General features: G+C 62.9%; 12 protein-coding genes. 8 read left to right on the top strand and 4 right to left on the bottom strand.

The window, feature by feature from the left end; translation table 11 throughout:
* Positions 1–2,256 carry an NAD-dependent DNA ligase LigA gene (ligA, locus tag KKO72_RS00815; protein ID WP_214934444.1) on the top strand — a complete coding sequence of 752 codons (2,256 nt, stop codon included), beginning with the start codon at positions 1–3 and terminating at the stop codon, positions 2,254–2,256.
* Positions 2,253–2,846, top strand: a complete 594-nt coding sequence (locus KKO72_RS00810) for a peptide deformylase (protein ID WP_214934441.1) — start codon at positions 2,253–2,255, stop codon at positions 2,844–2,846. Before ligA ends, KKO72_RS00810 begins: the two co-directional genes overlap by 4 nt.
* A gap of 83 nt (positions 2,847–2,929) precedes the next feature.
* Here KKO72_RS00810 and KKO72_RS00805 read toward each other — a convergent pair whose 3' ends face one another.
* Positions 2,930–5,530, bottom strand: coding sequence for a [protein-PII] uridylyltransferase (locus KKO72_RS00805; protein WP_214934439.1), 2,601 nt, complete (start codon positions 5,528–5,530; stop codon positions 2,930–2,932).
* A 28-nt stretch (positions 5,531–5,558) separates the two neighbouring features.
* The gene (gene map / locus KKO72_RS00800; protein ID WP_214934437.1) at positions 5,559–6,368 is read right to left on the bottom strand and encodes a type I methionyl aminopeptidase; all 810 of its coding nucleotides are present in this window, start codon (positions 6,366–6,368) and stop codon (positions 5,559–5,561) included.
* Between the two features lie 322 nt (positions 6,369–6,690).
* Between map and KKO72_RS00795 the strand changes: the two genes are divergently transcribed.
* From KKO72_RS00795 to pssA, 6 genes are all read left to right on the top strand, one after another.
* On the top strand, positions 6,691–6,981 hold the full coding sequence (locus KKO72_RS00795) for a hypothetical protein (RefSeq protein ID WP_214934434.1): 291 nt from the start codon (positions 6,691–6,693) through the stop codon (positions 6,979–6,981).
* A complete protein-coding gene (locus KKO72_RS00790) occupies positions 6,965–7,378 on the top strand; it encodes a hypothetical protein (RefSeq protein WP_214934431.1) in 414 nt (137 codons plus the stop codon). Before KKO72_RS00795 ends, KKO72_RS00790 begins: the two co-directional genes overlap by 17 nt.
* Positions 7,379–7,505: 127 nt before the next feature.
* A complete protein-coding gene (purL, locus tag KKO72_RS00785; RefSeq protein WP_214934428.1) occupies positions 7,506–11,600 on the top strand; it encodes a phosphoribosylformylglycinamidine synthase in 4,095 nt (1,364 codons plus the stop codon).
* A 60-nt stretch (positions 11,601–11,660) separates the two neighbouring features.
* On the top strand, positions 11,661–11,996 hold the full coding sequence (locus KKO72_RS00780; RefSeq protein ID WP_214934425.1) for a hypothetical protein: 336 nt from the start codon (positions 11,661–11,663) through the stop codon (positions 11,994–11,996).
* 24 nt (positions 11,997–12,020) lie between these two features.
* Entirely contained in the window at positions 12,021–12,458 is a 438-nt protein-coding gene (locus KKO72_RS00775; protein ID WP_214934422.1) for a GNAT family acetyltransferase, read from the top strand.
* A 55-nt stretch (positions 12,459–12,513) separates the two neighbouring features.
* A complete protein-coding gene (pssA, locus tag KKO72_RS00770; protein ID WP_214934419.1) occupies positions 12,514–13,143 on the top strand; it encodes a CDP-diacylglycerol--serine O-phosphatidyltransferase in 630 nt (209 codons plus the stop codon).
* 2 nt (positions 13,144–13,145) lie between these two features.
* On the opposite strand, the gene KKO72_RS00765 is transcribed toward pssA, so the two are convergent.
* Positions 13,146–14,195: a PHB depolymerase family esterase gene (locus KKO72_RS00765; RefSeq protein ID WP_214934416.1), complete on the bottom strand. Its 1,050-nt coding sequence runs from the start codon at positions 14,193–14,195 to the stop codon at positions 13,146–13,148.
* Between the two features lie 55 nt (positions 14,196–14,250).
* Positions 14,251–15,099, bottom strand: coding sequence for a DMT family transporter (locus tag KKO72_RS00760; RefSeq protein ID WP_214934413.1), 849 nt, complete (start codon positions 15,097–15,099; stop codon positions 14,251–14,253).
* Between the last annotated feature and the right edge of the window lie 7 nt (positions 15,100–15,106).

The raw sequence follows: 15,106 nt of genomic DNA, 5'->3' as shown, positions 1-15,106 counted from the left end.
ATGCAGACACCCGATTTGTTTGCCGCACCGCCGGATGACACTCTGCGCCTGGCCGAGCTGCGCCAGCTGTTGCACACCCACGCCCACCGTTATTACGTCGAGGATGCACCGACCATCCCCGATGCCGAGTACGACCGGCTGTTTCGTGAGTTGCAGGTGCTCGAAGCCGCCCACCCCGATCTGGTCACCCCAGACTCACCCACCCAGCGTGTCGGCGGCAAAGCGCTGGACCAGTTCAACCCGGTGCGTCATGTGGTGCCCATGCTCAGCATCCGCACCGAAACCGATACCAGCGCCAGCGGTGCCGAAAACTTTGACGCCCGCATCCGCCGCGAGCTGGGTCTGACTGAGAGTGACCCAGCTGTGGGTTATGTGGCCGAGCCCAAGTTTGACGGCCTGGCGATGAGCCTGCGTTATGTCGACGGTGTGCTGGTGCAGGCCGCCACTCGGGGCGACGGCGAAACCGGTGAGGACGTGACCCAAAACATCCGCACCATTGGCCAGATCCCCTTGAAGTTGGTTGCCCCCACGCTCGGCACTGACGTGTCCTCGCTGCCCCCCGAGGGGGCGCGTTTCGCCTTGGGGCGGCCCGGCGGCGAAACCTGCCAGCCCGTTCCTGCCGTGCTGGAAGTGCGGGGTGAGGTCTATATGCGCCGTGACGACTTTGAGGCCCTCAATGAGCGCCAGCGCCAGAAAATCGCCGCCGGAGCCAAGGGTGAAAAAACCTTTGTGAATCCGCGCAACGCGGCTGCCGGTGCGGTGCGCCAGCTCGACCCGGCGATTGCGGCGCAGCGGCCCCTGAGCTTTTTTGCCTACGGCCTAGGTGACATCACCTCACCTGATGCCGGTGGCCCGGTGTTTGCCAGCCAGTTCGAGATGTTACAAACCCTCAAGTCTTGGGGTTTTCCGGTTTCAGCCCTTGTTAGACAAGGGCAGGGTGCTTCTGATTTGGTAGCATATTACACCAAAATTGGAGAGCAGCGCGTCAGCCTGGGGTTTGACATCGACGGTGTGGTCTACAAGGTAGACAGCCTGGCTTTGCAACGCCAGCTTGGTTTTGTCACGCGTGAACCGCGTTGGGCAGTGGCCCACAAATTCCCGGCGCAAGAGATGTTGACCACCGTGCTGGCCATCGACGTGCAGGTTGGGCGCACCGGCAAACTCACGCCGGTGGCCAAACTGGCGCCGGTGTTTGTGGGTGGTGTCACCGTCACCAACGCTACGTTGCACAACGAAGACGAGGCGCGCCGCAAGGACGTGCGCGTGGGCGACACCGTGATCGTGCGCCGCGCAGGGGATGTGATCCCCGAGGTGGTGTCGGTGTTGCTCGACAAACGTGTGGGAGAGCCAGAACCCTTCACCATGCCGCACACCTGCCCGGTCTGTGCCAGCGCAGCGGTGCGTGAGGAGGGTGAGGCTGACTACCGATGCACCGGCGGGCTGTTCTGCAGCGCCCAGCGCAAACAAGCCATATTGCACTTTGCCCAGCGCCGCGCGGTGGAGGTCGAAGGCCTGGGCGACAAGCTGGTGGACCAGTTGGTGGAGCGCGACGTGGTGCGCACCTTGCCGGATCTGTACCGCCTGGGCTGGCGTGCGCAGGCGGAATTGCTGGCGATCAGTCAGGAACAACTTGCGACCGAGTTGGATCCGACCAAGCAACAGGCTCTGGCTTTGTCCACCTTGTCGGAGTTGGACCGTATGGCGGTCTTGTCCGCACAGAATCTGCTCGATGCGCTGCAGAAATCCAAGCAAACCACGCTGCCGCGTTTTCTGTTTGGCCTGGGCATCCGTCATGTGGGCGAGGCCACGGCCAAGGAACTGGCGCGGCATTTCGGTCAGCTTGATGCGATCATCTCGGCGTCTGAAGAACAGTTGCTCGAAGTCGCTGATGTGGGCCCGATCGTCGCCACAAGCCTGCGCACGTTTTTTGCGCAGCCGCACAATGTCGAGGTGGTCGAGCAGTTGCGCGCCTGCGGTGTGACCTGGCCCGAAGGCCCACCCGCCGAGCGCGCACCCACCCCTTTGAGCGGCAAAACCTTTGTGCTGACCGGGACCCTGCCCACGCTGGGTCGCGAAGACGCCAAGGCGCTGATCGAAGCCGCTGGTGGCAAGGTGGCGGGCTCGGTCAGCAAAAAGACCAGTTATGTGGTGGCTGGCACCGAGGCTGGCAGCAAACTCGACAAGGCGTTGGCGCTGGGTGTGCCGGTGTTGGACGAGGCCGGCCTGCAAACCCTGTTGCAAGGAGTAAACGAATGACCGTACGAACCATTCTCAAAATGGGCGACCCGCGCCTGCTGCGCCTGGCCTTGCCGGTGGTGCATTTCGACTCGGACGAGTTGCACCTGCTGATCACCGACTTGCTCGACACCATGCTCGCCAACGACGGCGCCGGGTTGGCGGCGCCGCAGATCGGGGTGGATTTGCAGGTGGTGATTTTTGGCTCGAACCAGATCAACCCGCGTTACCCCGATGCGCCCGTTGTGCCGCGCACCGTGTTGATCAACCCGACCATCCTGCCGCTGCCGCCAGGCCTGGACGACCCCAGCGTGTCGGGCGTGCAGGCCGATGGTGCGCCGCTGCTGCCGCAGGTGGTGGAGGATTGGGAGGGTTGCCTGTCGGTGCCGGGCCTGCGCGCCAAGGTGCCTCGGTATGAACGCATCCGCTACACCGGGTTTGACCAATATGGTGACCCGATTGACCGCACGGTGTCGGGTTTCCACGCCCGCGTGGTGCAGCACGAGTGTGACCACTTGGTGGGCACGCTGTACCCGATGCGGGTGCGGGACTTCAAGGCCTTTGGTTTCACCGAGGTGTTGTTCCCTGGGCTGGATGCGCCGCAGGATTAAGCTTTTGCCATCCGTTTTCTATCAAATAGATAGCTATTAGCCCTTATGGAATAAGGGACAGAGGCCAAAAAAGCTGATGAGCTTTAGCTCAGGGTGTCGATCAACTCGGTCTCGATCTGGATCTGGTTGCGGTTGTGCTGCAGCGCCGCACCCTGGATCAGGAAGGTGTCTTCCACCCGCTCGCCCAGGGTGTTGATCTTGGCCAGGTTCAGGTCCACCTTGTGGCGCGCCAGCACCAAAGCCACGCTGTAGAGCAGACCGGCGCGGTCGCTGGCCGAGATGTTGAGCAGCCAGCGTTGTGCCTTTTCGTCGGGTTTGAGGCTCACACGTGGTGTGATCGGGAAACTCTTGACCCGGCGTGACACCCTGCCCCGGCTGGGTGCGGGCAGGGCGGCGCTGGTGGCAATCACATGGCCCAGCTCCGACTCGATCATGTTGACCAGTTCGCGGTAGTGGGCGGTCAGGTGCGTGGCCACCACCTGGAAGGTGTCCAGCGCGTAACCGTTCTGGGTGGTGTGGATGCGCGCATCCAGAATGCTGAAACCACGCTGGTCAAAAAAGCCGCAGATGCGGGCAAACAGGTCGGCCTGGTCAGGCGTGTAGACCAGTACCTGCAGACCTTCACCCACTGGCGAGGGCCGCGCCCGCACAATCGGTGCGGTGCCACCCAGCTGGCGCGACAACATGCGCGTGTGCCAGGCGATCTCGACCGCATCGTGGCGCATGAAATAGCCCACATCGAGTGTCGCCCACAAGGCCTTGTGGGACTCAAACGGCTGCGCCAGCAGGGCCAACTCGATCAAGGCGTCGCGCTGACGCTCCTGCACCTCGGCGTGCACATCGGGCGCGTGGCCACCCAGCGCGCGTGAGGTGGCGCGGTACAGGTCTTCAAGCAGCTTGCCTTTCCAGGCGTTCCAGACCTTGGGGCTGGTGCCACGGATATCGGCCACGGTAAAGAGGTAGAGCGCGGTCAGCGCGCGTTCGTTGCCCACATGTTTGGCAAAGTTGGCAATCACATCGGGGTCGCCCAGGTCGGACTTCTGCGCGATGCGGCTCATGGTCAGATGTTCACGCACCAGAAACTCGATCAGCTCGGCATCTTCACCACCGATGTCGTGCTGTTTGCAAAAGCGCCGCACCTCCATCGCGCCGAGTTTGGAGTGGTCACCACCCCGGCCCTTGGCAATGTCGTGGAACAGCGCCGCCACATACAAAATCCAGGGTTTGTCCCAGCCGCTGGCCAGTTGTGAGCAAAACGGGTACTCGTGGGCGTGCTCCACCATGAAAAACCGCCGCACATTGCGCAGCACCATCTGGATGTGCTGGTCCACCGTGTAGACGTGGAACAGGTCGTGCTGCATCTGGCCGACGATGCGCCGGAACGCCCACAAATAGCGCCCCATCACCGAGGTCTGGTTCATCAGCCGCACCGCATGGGTCTGGCCACCGGGCTGCATCATGATCTGGCGGAAGGTGGCGCGGTTGACCGGGTCGTGGCGGAAGGCGCTGTCCATCAGGTTGCGTGCGTTGTAGAGCGCACGCAGGGTGCGGGCCGACAGGCCCTTGAGACCGTAATAGGTCTGGTAGACCAGAAAGGTGCGCAAAATGGCGTGTGGCTTGCGCTGGTACAGGTCGTCGCTGACCACCTCGATCATGCCGGCCTTGTCCAGAAAATCCTCGTCCAGCGGGCGCAGCTGGCGCACCGTGTGGCTCTGCGGGTTCAGCCGCTCTTCGATGTTGAGCAGCAGGATGTGGCTGAGCTGGGTCACCGCCTTGGCCGCCCAGTAGTACTGGCGCATCAGTTTCTCGCTGGGGCGCACAAAGGCGCGCTGGTCTTTCGCGATGTCTGGCGGCTTGTAGCCAAACGAGGCCGCCACGCTGGTTTGCAAGTCAAACACCAGCCGGTCTTCGCGCCGACCGGAGAGCAGGTGCAAGCGGGCGCGGATCAGGCGCATCACCGCCTCGTTGTGTTTGATCTGCCGCACCTCGAATGGCGTGGCCAGACCGGCTTTGGCCAGCGCACCCCAGTTGGCGCCCAGACCCGCCGCCTTGGCCACCCACAACACCGTCTGCAGGTCACGCAGGCCGCCGGGTGATTCCTTGCAATTGGGCTCGAGCGCGTAGGGGGTGTCTTCGTACTTGTGGTGGCGCTGCTCCATCTCCAGGGTTTTGGCGACAAAAAAGGCGTGCGCGTCGATGGTGGCGAAATAGGCCTTCTGAAAAGCCGCAAACAGGCTCTGGCTGCCGGTGATCAGGCGCGCCTCCAGCAGTGCGGTTTGTACCGTGACATCCTTGGCGGCTTCTTCCAAACAGTCGCTGATGTTGCGCACACTTGAGCCAATCTCCAGACCAGCGTCCCAGCAGCTGCCGATGAAGCCCTCAATCAGTGTCTTGAGCGCCGGGTCGGCTTCGGGCGAGACATCGTCGGGCAGCAGCACCAGCACATCCACATCCGAATGTGGAAACAGCTCGTTGCGGCCAAAACCGCCCACCGCCAGCAAGGCGCAGCCGCTGCTGAATCCCGCCTGCTGCCACAGCTGTCTCAGTGCATCGTCTGCCAGCCGGGACAGGCCGACCAAGGCGGCGTTGACACCACGTGTGGCGGCACCACTGCCAGCCAGTTCGGCCAGCAGCAAGGACTTGTCGGCGCGGTACTGGCTGCGCATGCGGGTGTGTTGAGTCATGGCGGGCAGGTGGGGTGGGGCGGGCAGCTCAGGCGCTGGGTGTCACAAAGGCCGGGATGGCCGGGCTGTTGGCCGACAGCGTTAGCACCTCGTAACCGGTGGGCGTGACCAGCACCGTGTGTTCCCACTGGGCAGACAGCGAGCGGTCCTTGGTGACGATGGCCCAGCCGTCGCCCATTTCCTTGATCTCACGCCGACCGGCGTTGAGCATCGGCTCAATCGTGATGACCATGCCGGCCTTGAGTTGGTCCAGCGTGCCCGGGCGGCCATAATGCAGCACCTGCGGGTCTTCGTGGAACTTGGCACCAATACCGTGGCCACAAAACTCGCGCACCACACTCAGGCCCTGTCCTTCGGCAAAGGTCTGGATGGCATGGCCGATGTCGCCCAGGTAAGCGCCATCGCGCACCTTCATGATGCCTTTCCACATGGCCTCATAGGTCAGGTTGCACAAGCGGCGGGCCGCCACCGACACCTCACCCACCATGTACATGCGGCTTGAATCGCCATGCCAGCCGTCTTTGATCAGGGTGACGTCGACATTGACGATGTCGCCCTTTTTGAGCGGCTTGTCGTTGGGGATGCCGTGGCAGACCTGGTGGTTGACCGAGGTGCAGATCGACTTGGGGTAGGGGTTGTGACCGCTGGGGGCGTAGTTCAGCGGGGCTGAAATCGCGCCCAACACCTCGGTGGTGTAGGCCTCGGCCAGGTCATTGAGCTCGTTGGTGGTGACGCCAGGTTTGACAAATGGCGCCAGGTAGTCCAGCAACTCGGCGGTCAGGCGGCCAGCCACGCGCATCCCGGCAATGCCTTGGGCGTCTTTGATGGTGATAGTCATGGGGCCCGATTATCCCCGAGGGTCTGGCCCCCTGTGGCAGTGGGGGCAGATGGCCCAGCGCTGGTTGGACCAGGCACCAAGGTTCTGCTATCGTGTTTCCGATGCCAAACCTACCCACCCCAAGCTGCCGCTGGCTTTCGCTGAGGCCGTGAAACAGATGCGCCCCTGCGTGTGGCTGCTGTTGACAGGTGTTGTGGCGGGTGGCCTGAGCTGGGCGCTGCCTTGAGGGCTGACGCTGGTATCGGTCACAGTCGCCAGTGTCTGGCAGAAAGAGGGGGTGAGGTGAGTCTGACAGGTGTTGACTTTTTGGTAGGAGCTCTTGATGGTTGAGGCAAGTGTCATCGCTGTCCTGGTGGCCACGGTGTTGCTGATGTTGTGGCGCTGGCTCGGCTCCAGGCGCTGGCTTGTGCTGGCGCTTGTCTGGCTGGTGTATGCGATCTACGAGGTCTTGATGGCCAAGCGTGTGTTGTGCAGCGGTGAATGCAATATCCGGGTGGACCTGTTGCTGCTGTACCCCTTGTTGTTGGGTGACACGCTGTGGGTGGCTGTGTCAGAGGCCAGGCGGGCCCTCAAACGCCGTCGGGAGATATCGCAGGATGGTGCCCGGCACTGACAAGCAGCCGCTTTGGACGCGGCCGTTGCGCTTGGCGCAGCTGGTGGTTGCAGCGGGTGTGCTGAGCCATCTGGCGCTGCTGCTGAGCGACTTTCACCCGGCTGGAAAGATGGTTTTTGCGCTGTTTTTTGTGGCCTGGGTGGCCTTGCCCTGGGTGTTGGTCTGGGGGTGTGCCCGGCTGGTGCGGAGCCGATCTGCGGCGACCTGGTGGGTGCTGGGCCTGGCGGCGCTGTATCTGGTGCTGGGAACCTGGGCCTATGTGGACACCCTCTACATTCACCCCGATCCGCAGGGCGCCTTGATCTTCCTGTTTGTGCCGCTGTTGGGGGTGTTGGCGGCGCTGATGCTGATGGCGGGTCTGTGGCTGGGCCGCCCTCGTCCCCCTGCACCGCTCTAGCGCAGCCCCAGGCCGATGGCGGGCAAGTTCGCCCGGCTAAAATTCGGTCCAGTTTCGGCCCCGTCCGGCCAGCGGCTTGCGCCGCCAGTGCTGTCCAGTTTTGTCCATCTCTTTCCAGGCCCCCACCGTGACCCTGCATCTCACCCCTTTTGAGGGCGGCAGCGCCCTCAGCGCCTTCCGTGTCCAGCAACTCCTGCCAGCCCTGCAAGCTGTGCACGACAAGATCAACGGCATTGCCGCACGTTATGTGCATCTGGTGGCCAGTGTGGAGGCACCTACACCCGCGCTCAAAGACCAGCTGGCCGCCTTGCTGACCTATGGCGACCCCTATGCCGGCCCGCAGGATGGTGCGCTGATTGTGGTGACACCCCGTTTTGGCACCGTGTCGCCCTGGGCCTCCAAAGCCACCGACATCGCGCACAACTGCGGTCTGGCCATCAAACGGGTCGAGCGCATCGTGGAATACCACGTGTCGCTCAAAAGTGGTTTGTTGTCCAAGCCGACCCTCAACACCGAACAACTGACGCAAATCGCCGACCTGTTGCACGACCGCATGACCGAGAGTGTGATGTTCGAGCGCGCCCAGGCCCTGGACCTGTTCACCGAACTGCCCGCCACACCGATGGCCCATGTGGATGTGCTCGGCGGTGGCAAGGCCGCGCTGCTGGCCGCCAACACCGAGTTTGGCCTTGCGCTGGCGGCCGACGAGATCGACTATTTGGTCAACGCCTTCACCCAGTTGCATCGCAATCCGACCGATGTCGAGCTGATGATGTTCGCCCAGGCCAACAGCGAACACTGCCGCCACAAGATCTTCAACGCGCAGTTCACCATCGACGGCGTGGCGCAAGACAAGAGCCTGTTTGGCATGATCCGCCACACGCACCAGACCAACCCGCAGCACATGCTGGTGGCGTACTCTGACAACGCCTCGGTGATGGCCGGGGCGCAGGTCGAGCGTTTCAGTGCCAAATCGGCCTCTGGCCCTTATGGTGTGAGCGCACCCAGCTATCAAAAGGAAAGCGCCACCCAACACATCCTGATGAAGGTGGAAACCCACAACCACCCGACTGCCATCTCGCCGTTCCCCGGCGCGGCCACCGGTGCCGGCGGTGAAATCCGTGACGAGGGCGCCACCGGGCGTGGCTCCAAGCCCAAGGCGGGTTTGACCGGCTTCACCGTCTCCAAACTCGACTGGGGCCAAACTGCGGCTTATGGCAAACCGGCCCACATCGCCAGCCCCTTGCAAATCATGACCGAAGGCCCGCTGGGCGGCGCCGCCTTCAACAACGAGTTTGGTCGCCCCAACTTGCTCGGTTACTTCCGCGAGTACGAACAGTCTTTGAGCTACACCGCCAAAGACGCCCAAGGTTTGGCCACGACGCAGACCGAGCAGCGCGGTTACCACAAACCCATCATGCTGGCCGGTGGCCTGGGCGTGATTGACCAGAGCCAGACTCACAAGATCGAATTCCCCGCTGGCAGCCTGCTGATCCAGCTCGGTGGCCCAGGCATGCGCATCGGCATGGGTGGTGGCGCTGCCAGCTCGATGACCACCGGCGCGAACGCCGCACACCTGGACTTTGACTCGGTGCAACGTGGCAACCCCGAAATCCAGCGCCGTGCTCAGGAAGTCATCAACCAATGCTGGTTGCAAGGCGCGGCCAACCCCATCCTGGCGATCCACGACGTCGGCGCCGGTGGTTTGAGCAACGCATTTCCCGAGTTGAGCAACGACGCCCAACGCGGCGCTTTGTTTGACCTGCGCTCGGTGCCGCTTGAAGAAAGTGGCCTCGCACCCAAAGAAATCTGGTCCAACGAAAGCCAAGAACGTTATGTGTTGGCCATCGGCCCCGATGCCTTGCCGAGCTTCCAGGCTCTGTGTGAGCGTGAACGCTGCCCGTTTGCCGTGGTCGGTGTCGCCACCGAGGCGCGTCAACTGGTGGTGGGTGATGTGGACCTGGCCCAGCGTCAGGTGGTCCAGACCGAGGCCGACTTGCCGGTGAACATGCCGATGAACGTGCTGCTGGGCAAACCACCCAAGATGCACCGCGATGTGGCTTCGGTCGAGCGTGTGTTTGCCCCCGTGAACCTGACAGATGCCACCTTGCAGCAAGCCGCCATCGACGTGCTGGCGCACCCCACCGTGGCGTCCAAACGCTTTTTGGTCACGATTGGTGACCGCACCGTGGGTGGTTTGAGCCACCGTGACCAGATGGTGGGCCCCTGGCAGGTGCCGGTGGCCGACTGCGCGGTGACGCTGGCCGACTACAAAGGCTTTGCCGGTGAAGCCATGGCCCTGGGTGAACGCACCCCGCTGGCCACGGTGAACGCACCCGCCTCGGGTCGCATGGCGGTGGCCGAGGCCATCACCAACCTGCTGGCCGCACCGCTGGAGCTGGACCGCGTCAAGCTCTCAGCCAACTGGATGGCCGCTTGTGGTGAACCCGGCGAAGACGCCGCGTTGTACGAAACCGTGAAAGCCGTTGGCCTGGAGCTGTGCCCAGCCTTGGGCATCAGCATCCCGGTGGGCAAAGATTCACTGTCGATGCGCACCCAGTGGCAAGCTGACGGTGCCGCCAAAAAGGTCACCTCGCCGGTGTCCTTGATCGTCACCGCCTTTGCCTCGCTGGCCGATGTGCGCGGCACCCTCACGCCGCAGTTGAACGCGCTGGACGACACCTCGCTGATCCTGGTCGACCTGGGTCGGGGCCAGAAGCGCATGGGCGGCAGCATCCTGGCGCAAACCCTGGGCCAGATGGGCGATGCCGTGCCCGACCTGGATCAGCCGCAAGACCTGATCAACTTGGTCAACGCGGTCAATGCCTTGCGCGCCCAGGGCCAGATCCTGGCCTACCACGACCGCAGCGACGGCGGCCTGTTTGCCAGCGTCTGTGAAATGGCCTTTGCCGGTCATGTGGGTGTGGCGCTCAATGTGGACATGCTGGTCACCGAAGGCGACGGCATCTCCGACAGCCGCATGGACGTGGGCGACAGCAAAAACTGGGCAGGCCAGATCAGCGGACGGCGCGACGAGCTCACGCTCAAAGCCCTGTTCAACGAAGAACTCGGTGTGGTGCTGCAAGTGCGCACAGCGGACCGCAGCGCGGTGCTGCAAACCTTGCGTGAGCACCACTTGAGCCAACACAGCCACATCATCGGCAAAACCCGCCCGGTGGCGTCTGAGATTCAGGCCGGGGTTGGCGAGATTCAGGTCTGGCGCGATGCCAAGGCCATCTTCAGCGCCAAGCTGGCCGACCTGCACCAGGTGTGGGACGCCACCAGCTGGAAGATCTGCCAGCAACGCGACAACCCCGCTTGTGCCGATGTCGAACATGCCGCCGCTGGCCAAGCGGCAGACCCGGGGCTGCATGTTTATCTGCCAAATCGGGCTCTAGCCCTTATAGAACAAGGGAAGGTAGCTACTAACACGATAGCGTCCCCCGCCATTGTGCTGGCCCGCCCCAAGGTGGCGGTGCTGCGCGAGCAGGGCGTCAACTCGCATGTCGAAATGGCCTACGCCTTCACCGAGGCCGGTTTTGAAGCCTTTGACGTGCACATGACCGACCTGCAAACGGGCCGCGCCAAACTCTCGGACTTCAAAGGCGTGGTCGCCTGCGGTGGCTTCTCTTATGGCGACACGCTGGGCGCCGGCATCGGCTGGGCGCGCTCGATCACCTTCAACCCGGCGCTTGCCGATCAGTTCAAAGCCTTTTTTGCGCGTACCGACACCTTTGGCCTGGGCGTGTGCAACGGCTGCCAGATGTTTGCCGAGCTGGCCGACATCATCCCCGGCGCACAAGACTGGCCACGTTTCACCACCAACCAGAGTGAACGTTTTGAAGCCCGCCTGAGCCTGGTGGAAGTGTTGGAATCGCCATCGCTGTTCTTCCATGGCCTGGTAGGTAGCCGCCTGCCGATTGCGGTGGCGCACGGCGAAGGTTTTGCCAACTTCAAGTACCGGGGCAACGCCGACAAGGCGATTGCCGCCATGCGTTACGTGGACAACAGCGGCGCAGCCACCGAAGCCTACCCGTTTAACCCGAACGGCAGCCCTGGCGGCCTGACCGCCGTGACCACGGCCGATGGCCGTTTCACCGCCATGATGCCGCACCCCGAGCGCGTGTTCCGCAACGTGCAGATGAGCTGGACCGACCAGGATGTGTCAGGTTTGAGCCCGTGGATGCAGCTGTGGCGCAATGCGCGGAAGTGGGTGGGGTAGCACAACGGCGAACAGGTGAACCCGGTCAAGAGGCTGTCTTACGTGGTGCCGTTTGGCATCATGGCTGCTGTCGGTTACTTCACCTCGGTCTCATGGTGGGCCATGGCCATGATGTGTGGCGGTATCCTGTTTGTCTGGGATTGGCTTTGGGGCGATTTCAGACTGTTGGACATGCGTTATGGCCTTGCCTTGATGACCCTCGGGCTGGCTTGTTTGGTGATGTCGTATTTTTTTGCAGCAGGACTGGACGTGTCGCTGACCGATTTTCAACGGTTGGGTGACCATCTCTCGCGCCGTGTACGCTGGTTGTATCGGCTGCCTGCCATCAGCCTTGGTGTGATGATTTATGGGGTGTTGATCTGGTCAAGAGCATGGTCCGATGGTGATAATGTTTAGCCTCATCACATGCCTTGAACGACCATGCACACCATCATCGAGTACAACGACACGGCCCACCGCCGCCAGGTGATTGCTTTGTGGGAAACCGTTTTTGGTTACGAAGACAGCCACAACAAGCCGGGTCTGGCGATTGACAAGAAGCTGGCGGCGCCGGACGGCCTGTTTTTTGTGGCGGTGGCAGATGACACCGTGATCGGGACGGTGCTCGCCGGTTACGACGGTCACCGGGGCTGGTTGTATGCGGTGGCAGTGCATCCCGAGCACCGCCAGCAGGGGCTGGGCAAGGCGCTGGTGCGGTATGCCGAACAGGCGCTCACCGCCCGTGGCTGCCTGAAGATCAACCTGCAGATCATTGCGGGCAATGCCTCGATGGCGTCTTTTTACGAGGCGCTGGGTTATGAGCTTGAACCACGTGTGAGCATGGGCAAAAAAGTGGTCGAGAACCTGCCGCCGACTTGATGGTTTGCATCGAGGGTTTGGTCAGCGGGTGGTCAGAGTGGGTTAACCTCCGGGTATGAGTACCAACGATCCCAAAAAACCTTTTCAGATGATTCGCGAGTTCACGCTGGCCGACTGGTTCACGCTGGGCAACGCGATTTGTGGCACCGGGGCCATGTTTTCGATCATGACCTACCTGCAAACCGGTCTGGTGACCCACGTCTACTACGCCTGCTGGCTGGTGCTGGCGGCCTTCATTTTTGATGTGCTGGACGGCCGTATTGCCCGTTGGCGGCAAAAAACCTCGGTGCTCGGCCGTGAGCTCGACTCTTTGGCCGACGTGATCTCGTTTGGGGTGGCGCCCGCCTTGATTGCCTATGGTTGTGGCATGCAGGGTCTGTATGACCGTGTCATCCTGACCGCTTTTGTGGCCTGTGGGGTGTCGCGCCTGGCGCGCTACAACGTGACGGCCGAGGCCTTTTCACAAGATGGCCAAGGCAAGGTCAAATATTTTGAGGGCACACCCATCCCGACGTCTTTGCTGCTGGTGGGGGTGCTGGGGCTGGCTGCCTCGCAGGGCGCCTTGCACCAGGCGCTGTGGTTTGGCAGTGTCAGCATTGCGGGCTTCACTTTGCACCCCTTGGTGCTGATGTTTGCGGTGTCGGGCTCGCTGATGGTGAGCCGCATCCGTATCCCCAAATTCTGATCCTAGCTCCCTCGCCGCTGGCTCAAGAAAAAGCGCAGCATCTCGGCGCTGGCGTCCACACCTTGTGGGTTGGTGAACGAGCCCTCTGCGCGCCCGCCTGACCAGGCATGCCCGGCGCCATGTAACTGCCAGTATTCCACCGCCGCCCGGCCGGGCTGGGCGGGCCAGATGGAGCGGGTGTAGGCCTGACCCTGGGCACTGAGCCCGTGTTCCAGCTGGGGCTGGCCTGGGACCCGACCCCGGGCACTGGCCACCAGTTGTTCACCATTGTGGGGGTGCACGGTGCTGTCGGCATCCCCATGAAACACGATGGTGGGCAGGCTGATGGCAGGTGTGTCCGATGTGCGACCACGTTTCATGACCATCAGCGCTTGCGCCACGTTGCTTGCCGCGCCCGCTGGCAGGCCCGAATGCACACCGACAGCGGCAAAAATATCCGGGTAGGCCACTGCCAGCACCGCCGCCATGGCGCCACCGGCCGACAGCCCGGCCACATACACACGTTGGGCATCGATGTTGTATTGCTGGGTGATGGCCTGTGTCAGGCTGGCGATCAGGGCGGGTTCACCGGCGCCGCGTTGCTGGTGCTGGTGTTGGAACCAGTTCCAGCAGGCAGACGGGTTGGCATCAGCGGCCTGCTCGGGGTACAGCACAAAAAGGCCCAGGGCCTGGGCGCACTGGTTCATGCCGGTGCCTGCGGCAAAGTCGTCCGGGTTTTGTTTGCAGCCATGCAGCATCACCACCAGGGGCAGGGTTTTGCCAAGGTGTCCGGGTGGCACGTAGAGTTTGTAGCGGCGGGTCAACTGCTGGTGGCTGTGGCTGCCGCTGATGAATTCGCCCTGGCTGAGCTTGGCCGTGCCAGCGGTGTTGACCTCAATCACACCGCCATCGCGCACATCGGGTGCGGCAGCCGGGCTGGCGCTGGGTGTGAGCGCGGCCCCGGGCTGTCGGCCGTGTAACAGGCGCTGGATGGCCGCAGTGGCTTCTGCCAGGCGGCCGGATTGGGTCAGTTGGCTGGCTTGGCGCAGCAGCTTGTGCAAGGTGTTGTTCATACCCTCTTTCCAAAATGGGGTGGCGCAGGCGAGTGGCATGCCCCGCTGGGCCAGATCAGGGCCGCTCAATCAACACGGCAGCGGCTTTGCGTTCATGCCGCACCACATACAGACCGCTGGCGATGATGATGGCACCACCCAGCAGGGTGTAGTGGTCGGGCAGGGTGTCCCAGATCAGCCAGTCCACACCCAGGCCCCAGGCCAGAGCCGTGTATTCAAACGGCGCCACGGCCGAGGCCTGACCATGCCGAAAGGCCTCGGTGATGGCCAGCTGGCCACCAAAACCGGCCAGCGCAAGCGCCGTGAGCAGCCAGAGGTCGTCCGTGCGGATAGTGACCCAGTTCGGTGCCGCCAACGCCCCGGCGCCCAGCGCCACCATCACCATGATCCACAACATCATGCTCTCGTTGGAGTCGGTGCGGCTGGATAGCCGCGCCGCCACCGCCGCCACCGCGTAACACACGGCGGCTGCTAACACCGCCAGCCCGCCCCAGCTCACCAGCCCGTCGGTGCCCGGACGCAATGCGACCACCACACCCACCATGCCAGCCAGCACCGACCACCAGTGCGCACGTGGCACTTTCTCGCGCAGGACCGGGGCCGCCAGCAAGGTGATCAGAATCGGGGCGATAAAAAACAAGGTGTAGGCATTGGCCAAGGGCAGCTGTTTGACGCCGAAGGTGAACAGGCTCAGCATACAAATGCCCAACACACCGCGCAGCAGGTGCAGCGGCCAGCGGATGCGCAGCAGCGTGTGCCAGCTGCCACGCCACTGGATCCAGACCAGGATCAGCGGCAGCGCCACCCAGCCGCGCAACGCGGCGACCTGCAGGGCCGGGTAATGGGTGGACAGCACTTTCAAGATGGTGTCCATGAAAGCAAAAAAGCCCACAGCCACCAGCATCGCGGAA

Origin of the sequence: Rhodoferax sp. U11-2br, assembly GCF_018619435.1 — a bacterium.
In the GTDB taxonomy this organism is placed as follows: Bacteria; Pseudomonadota; Gammaproteobacteria; order Burkholderiales; family Burkholderiaceae_C; genus Rhodoferax.
The sequence above is the reverse complement of the archived record's forward strand: the minus strand, read 5'-3'. Positions and strand labels throughout refer to the sequence as shown.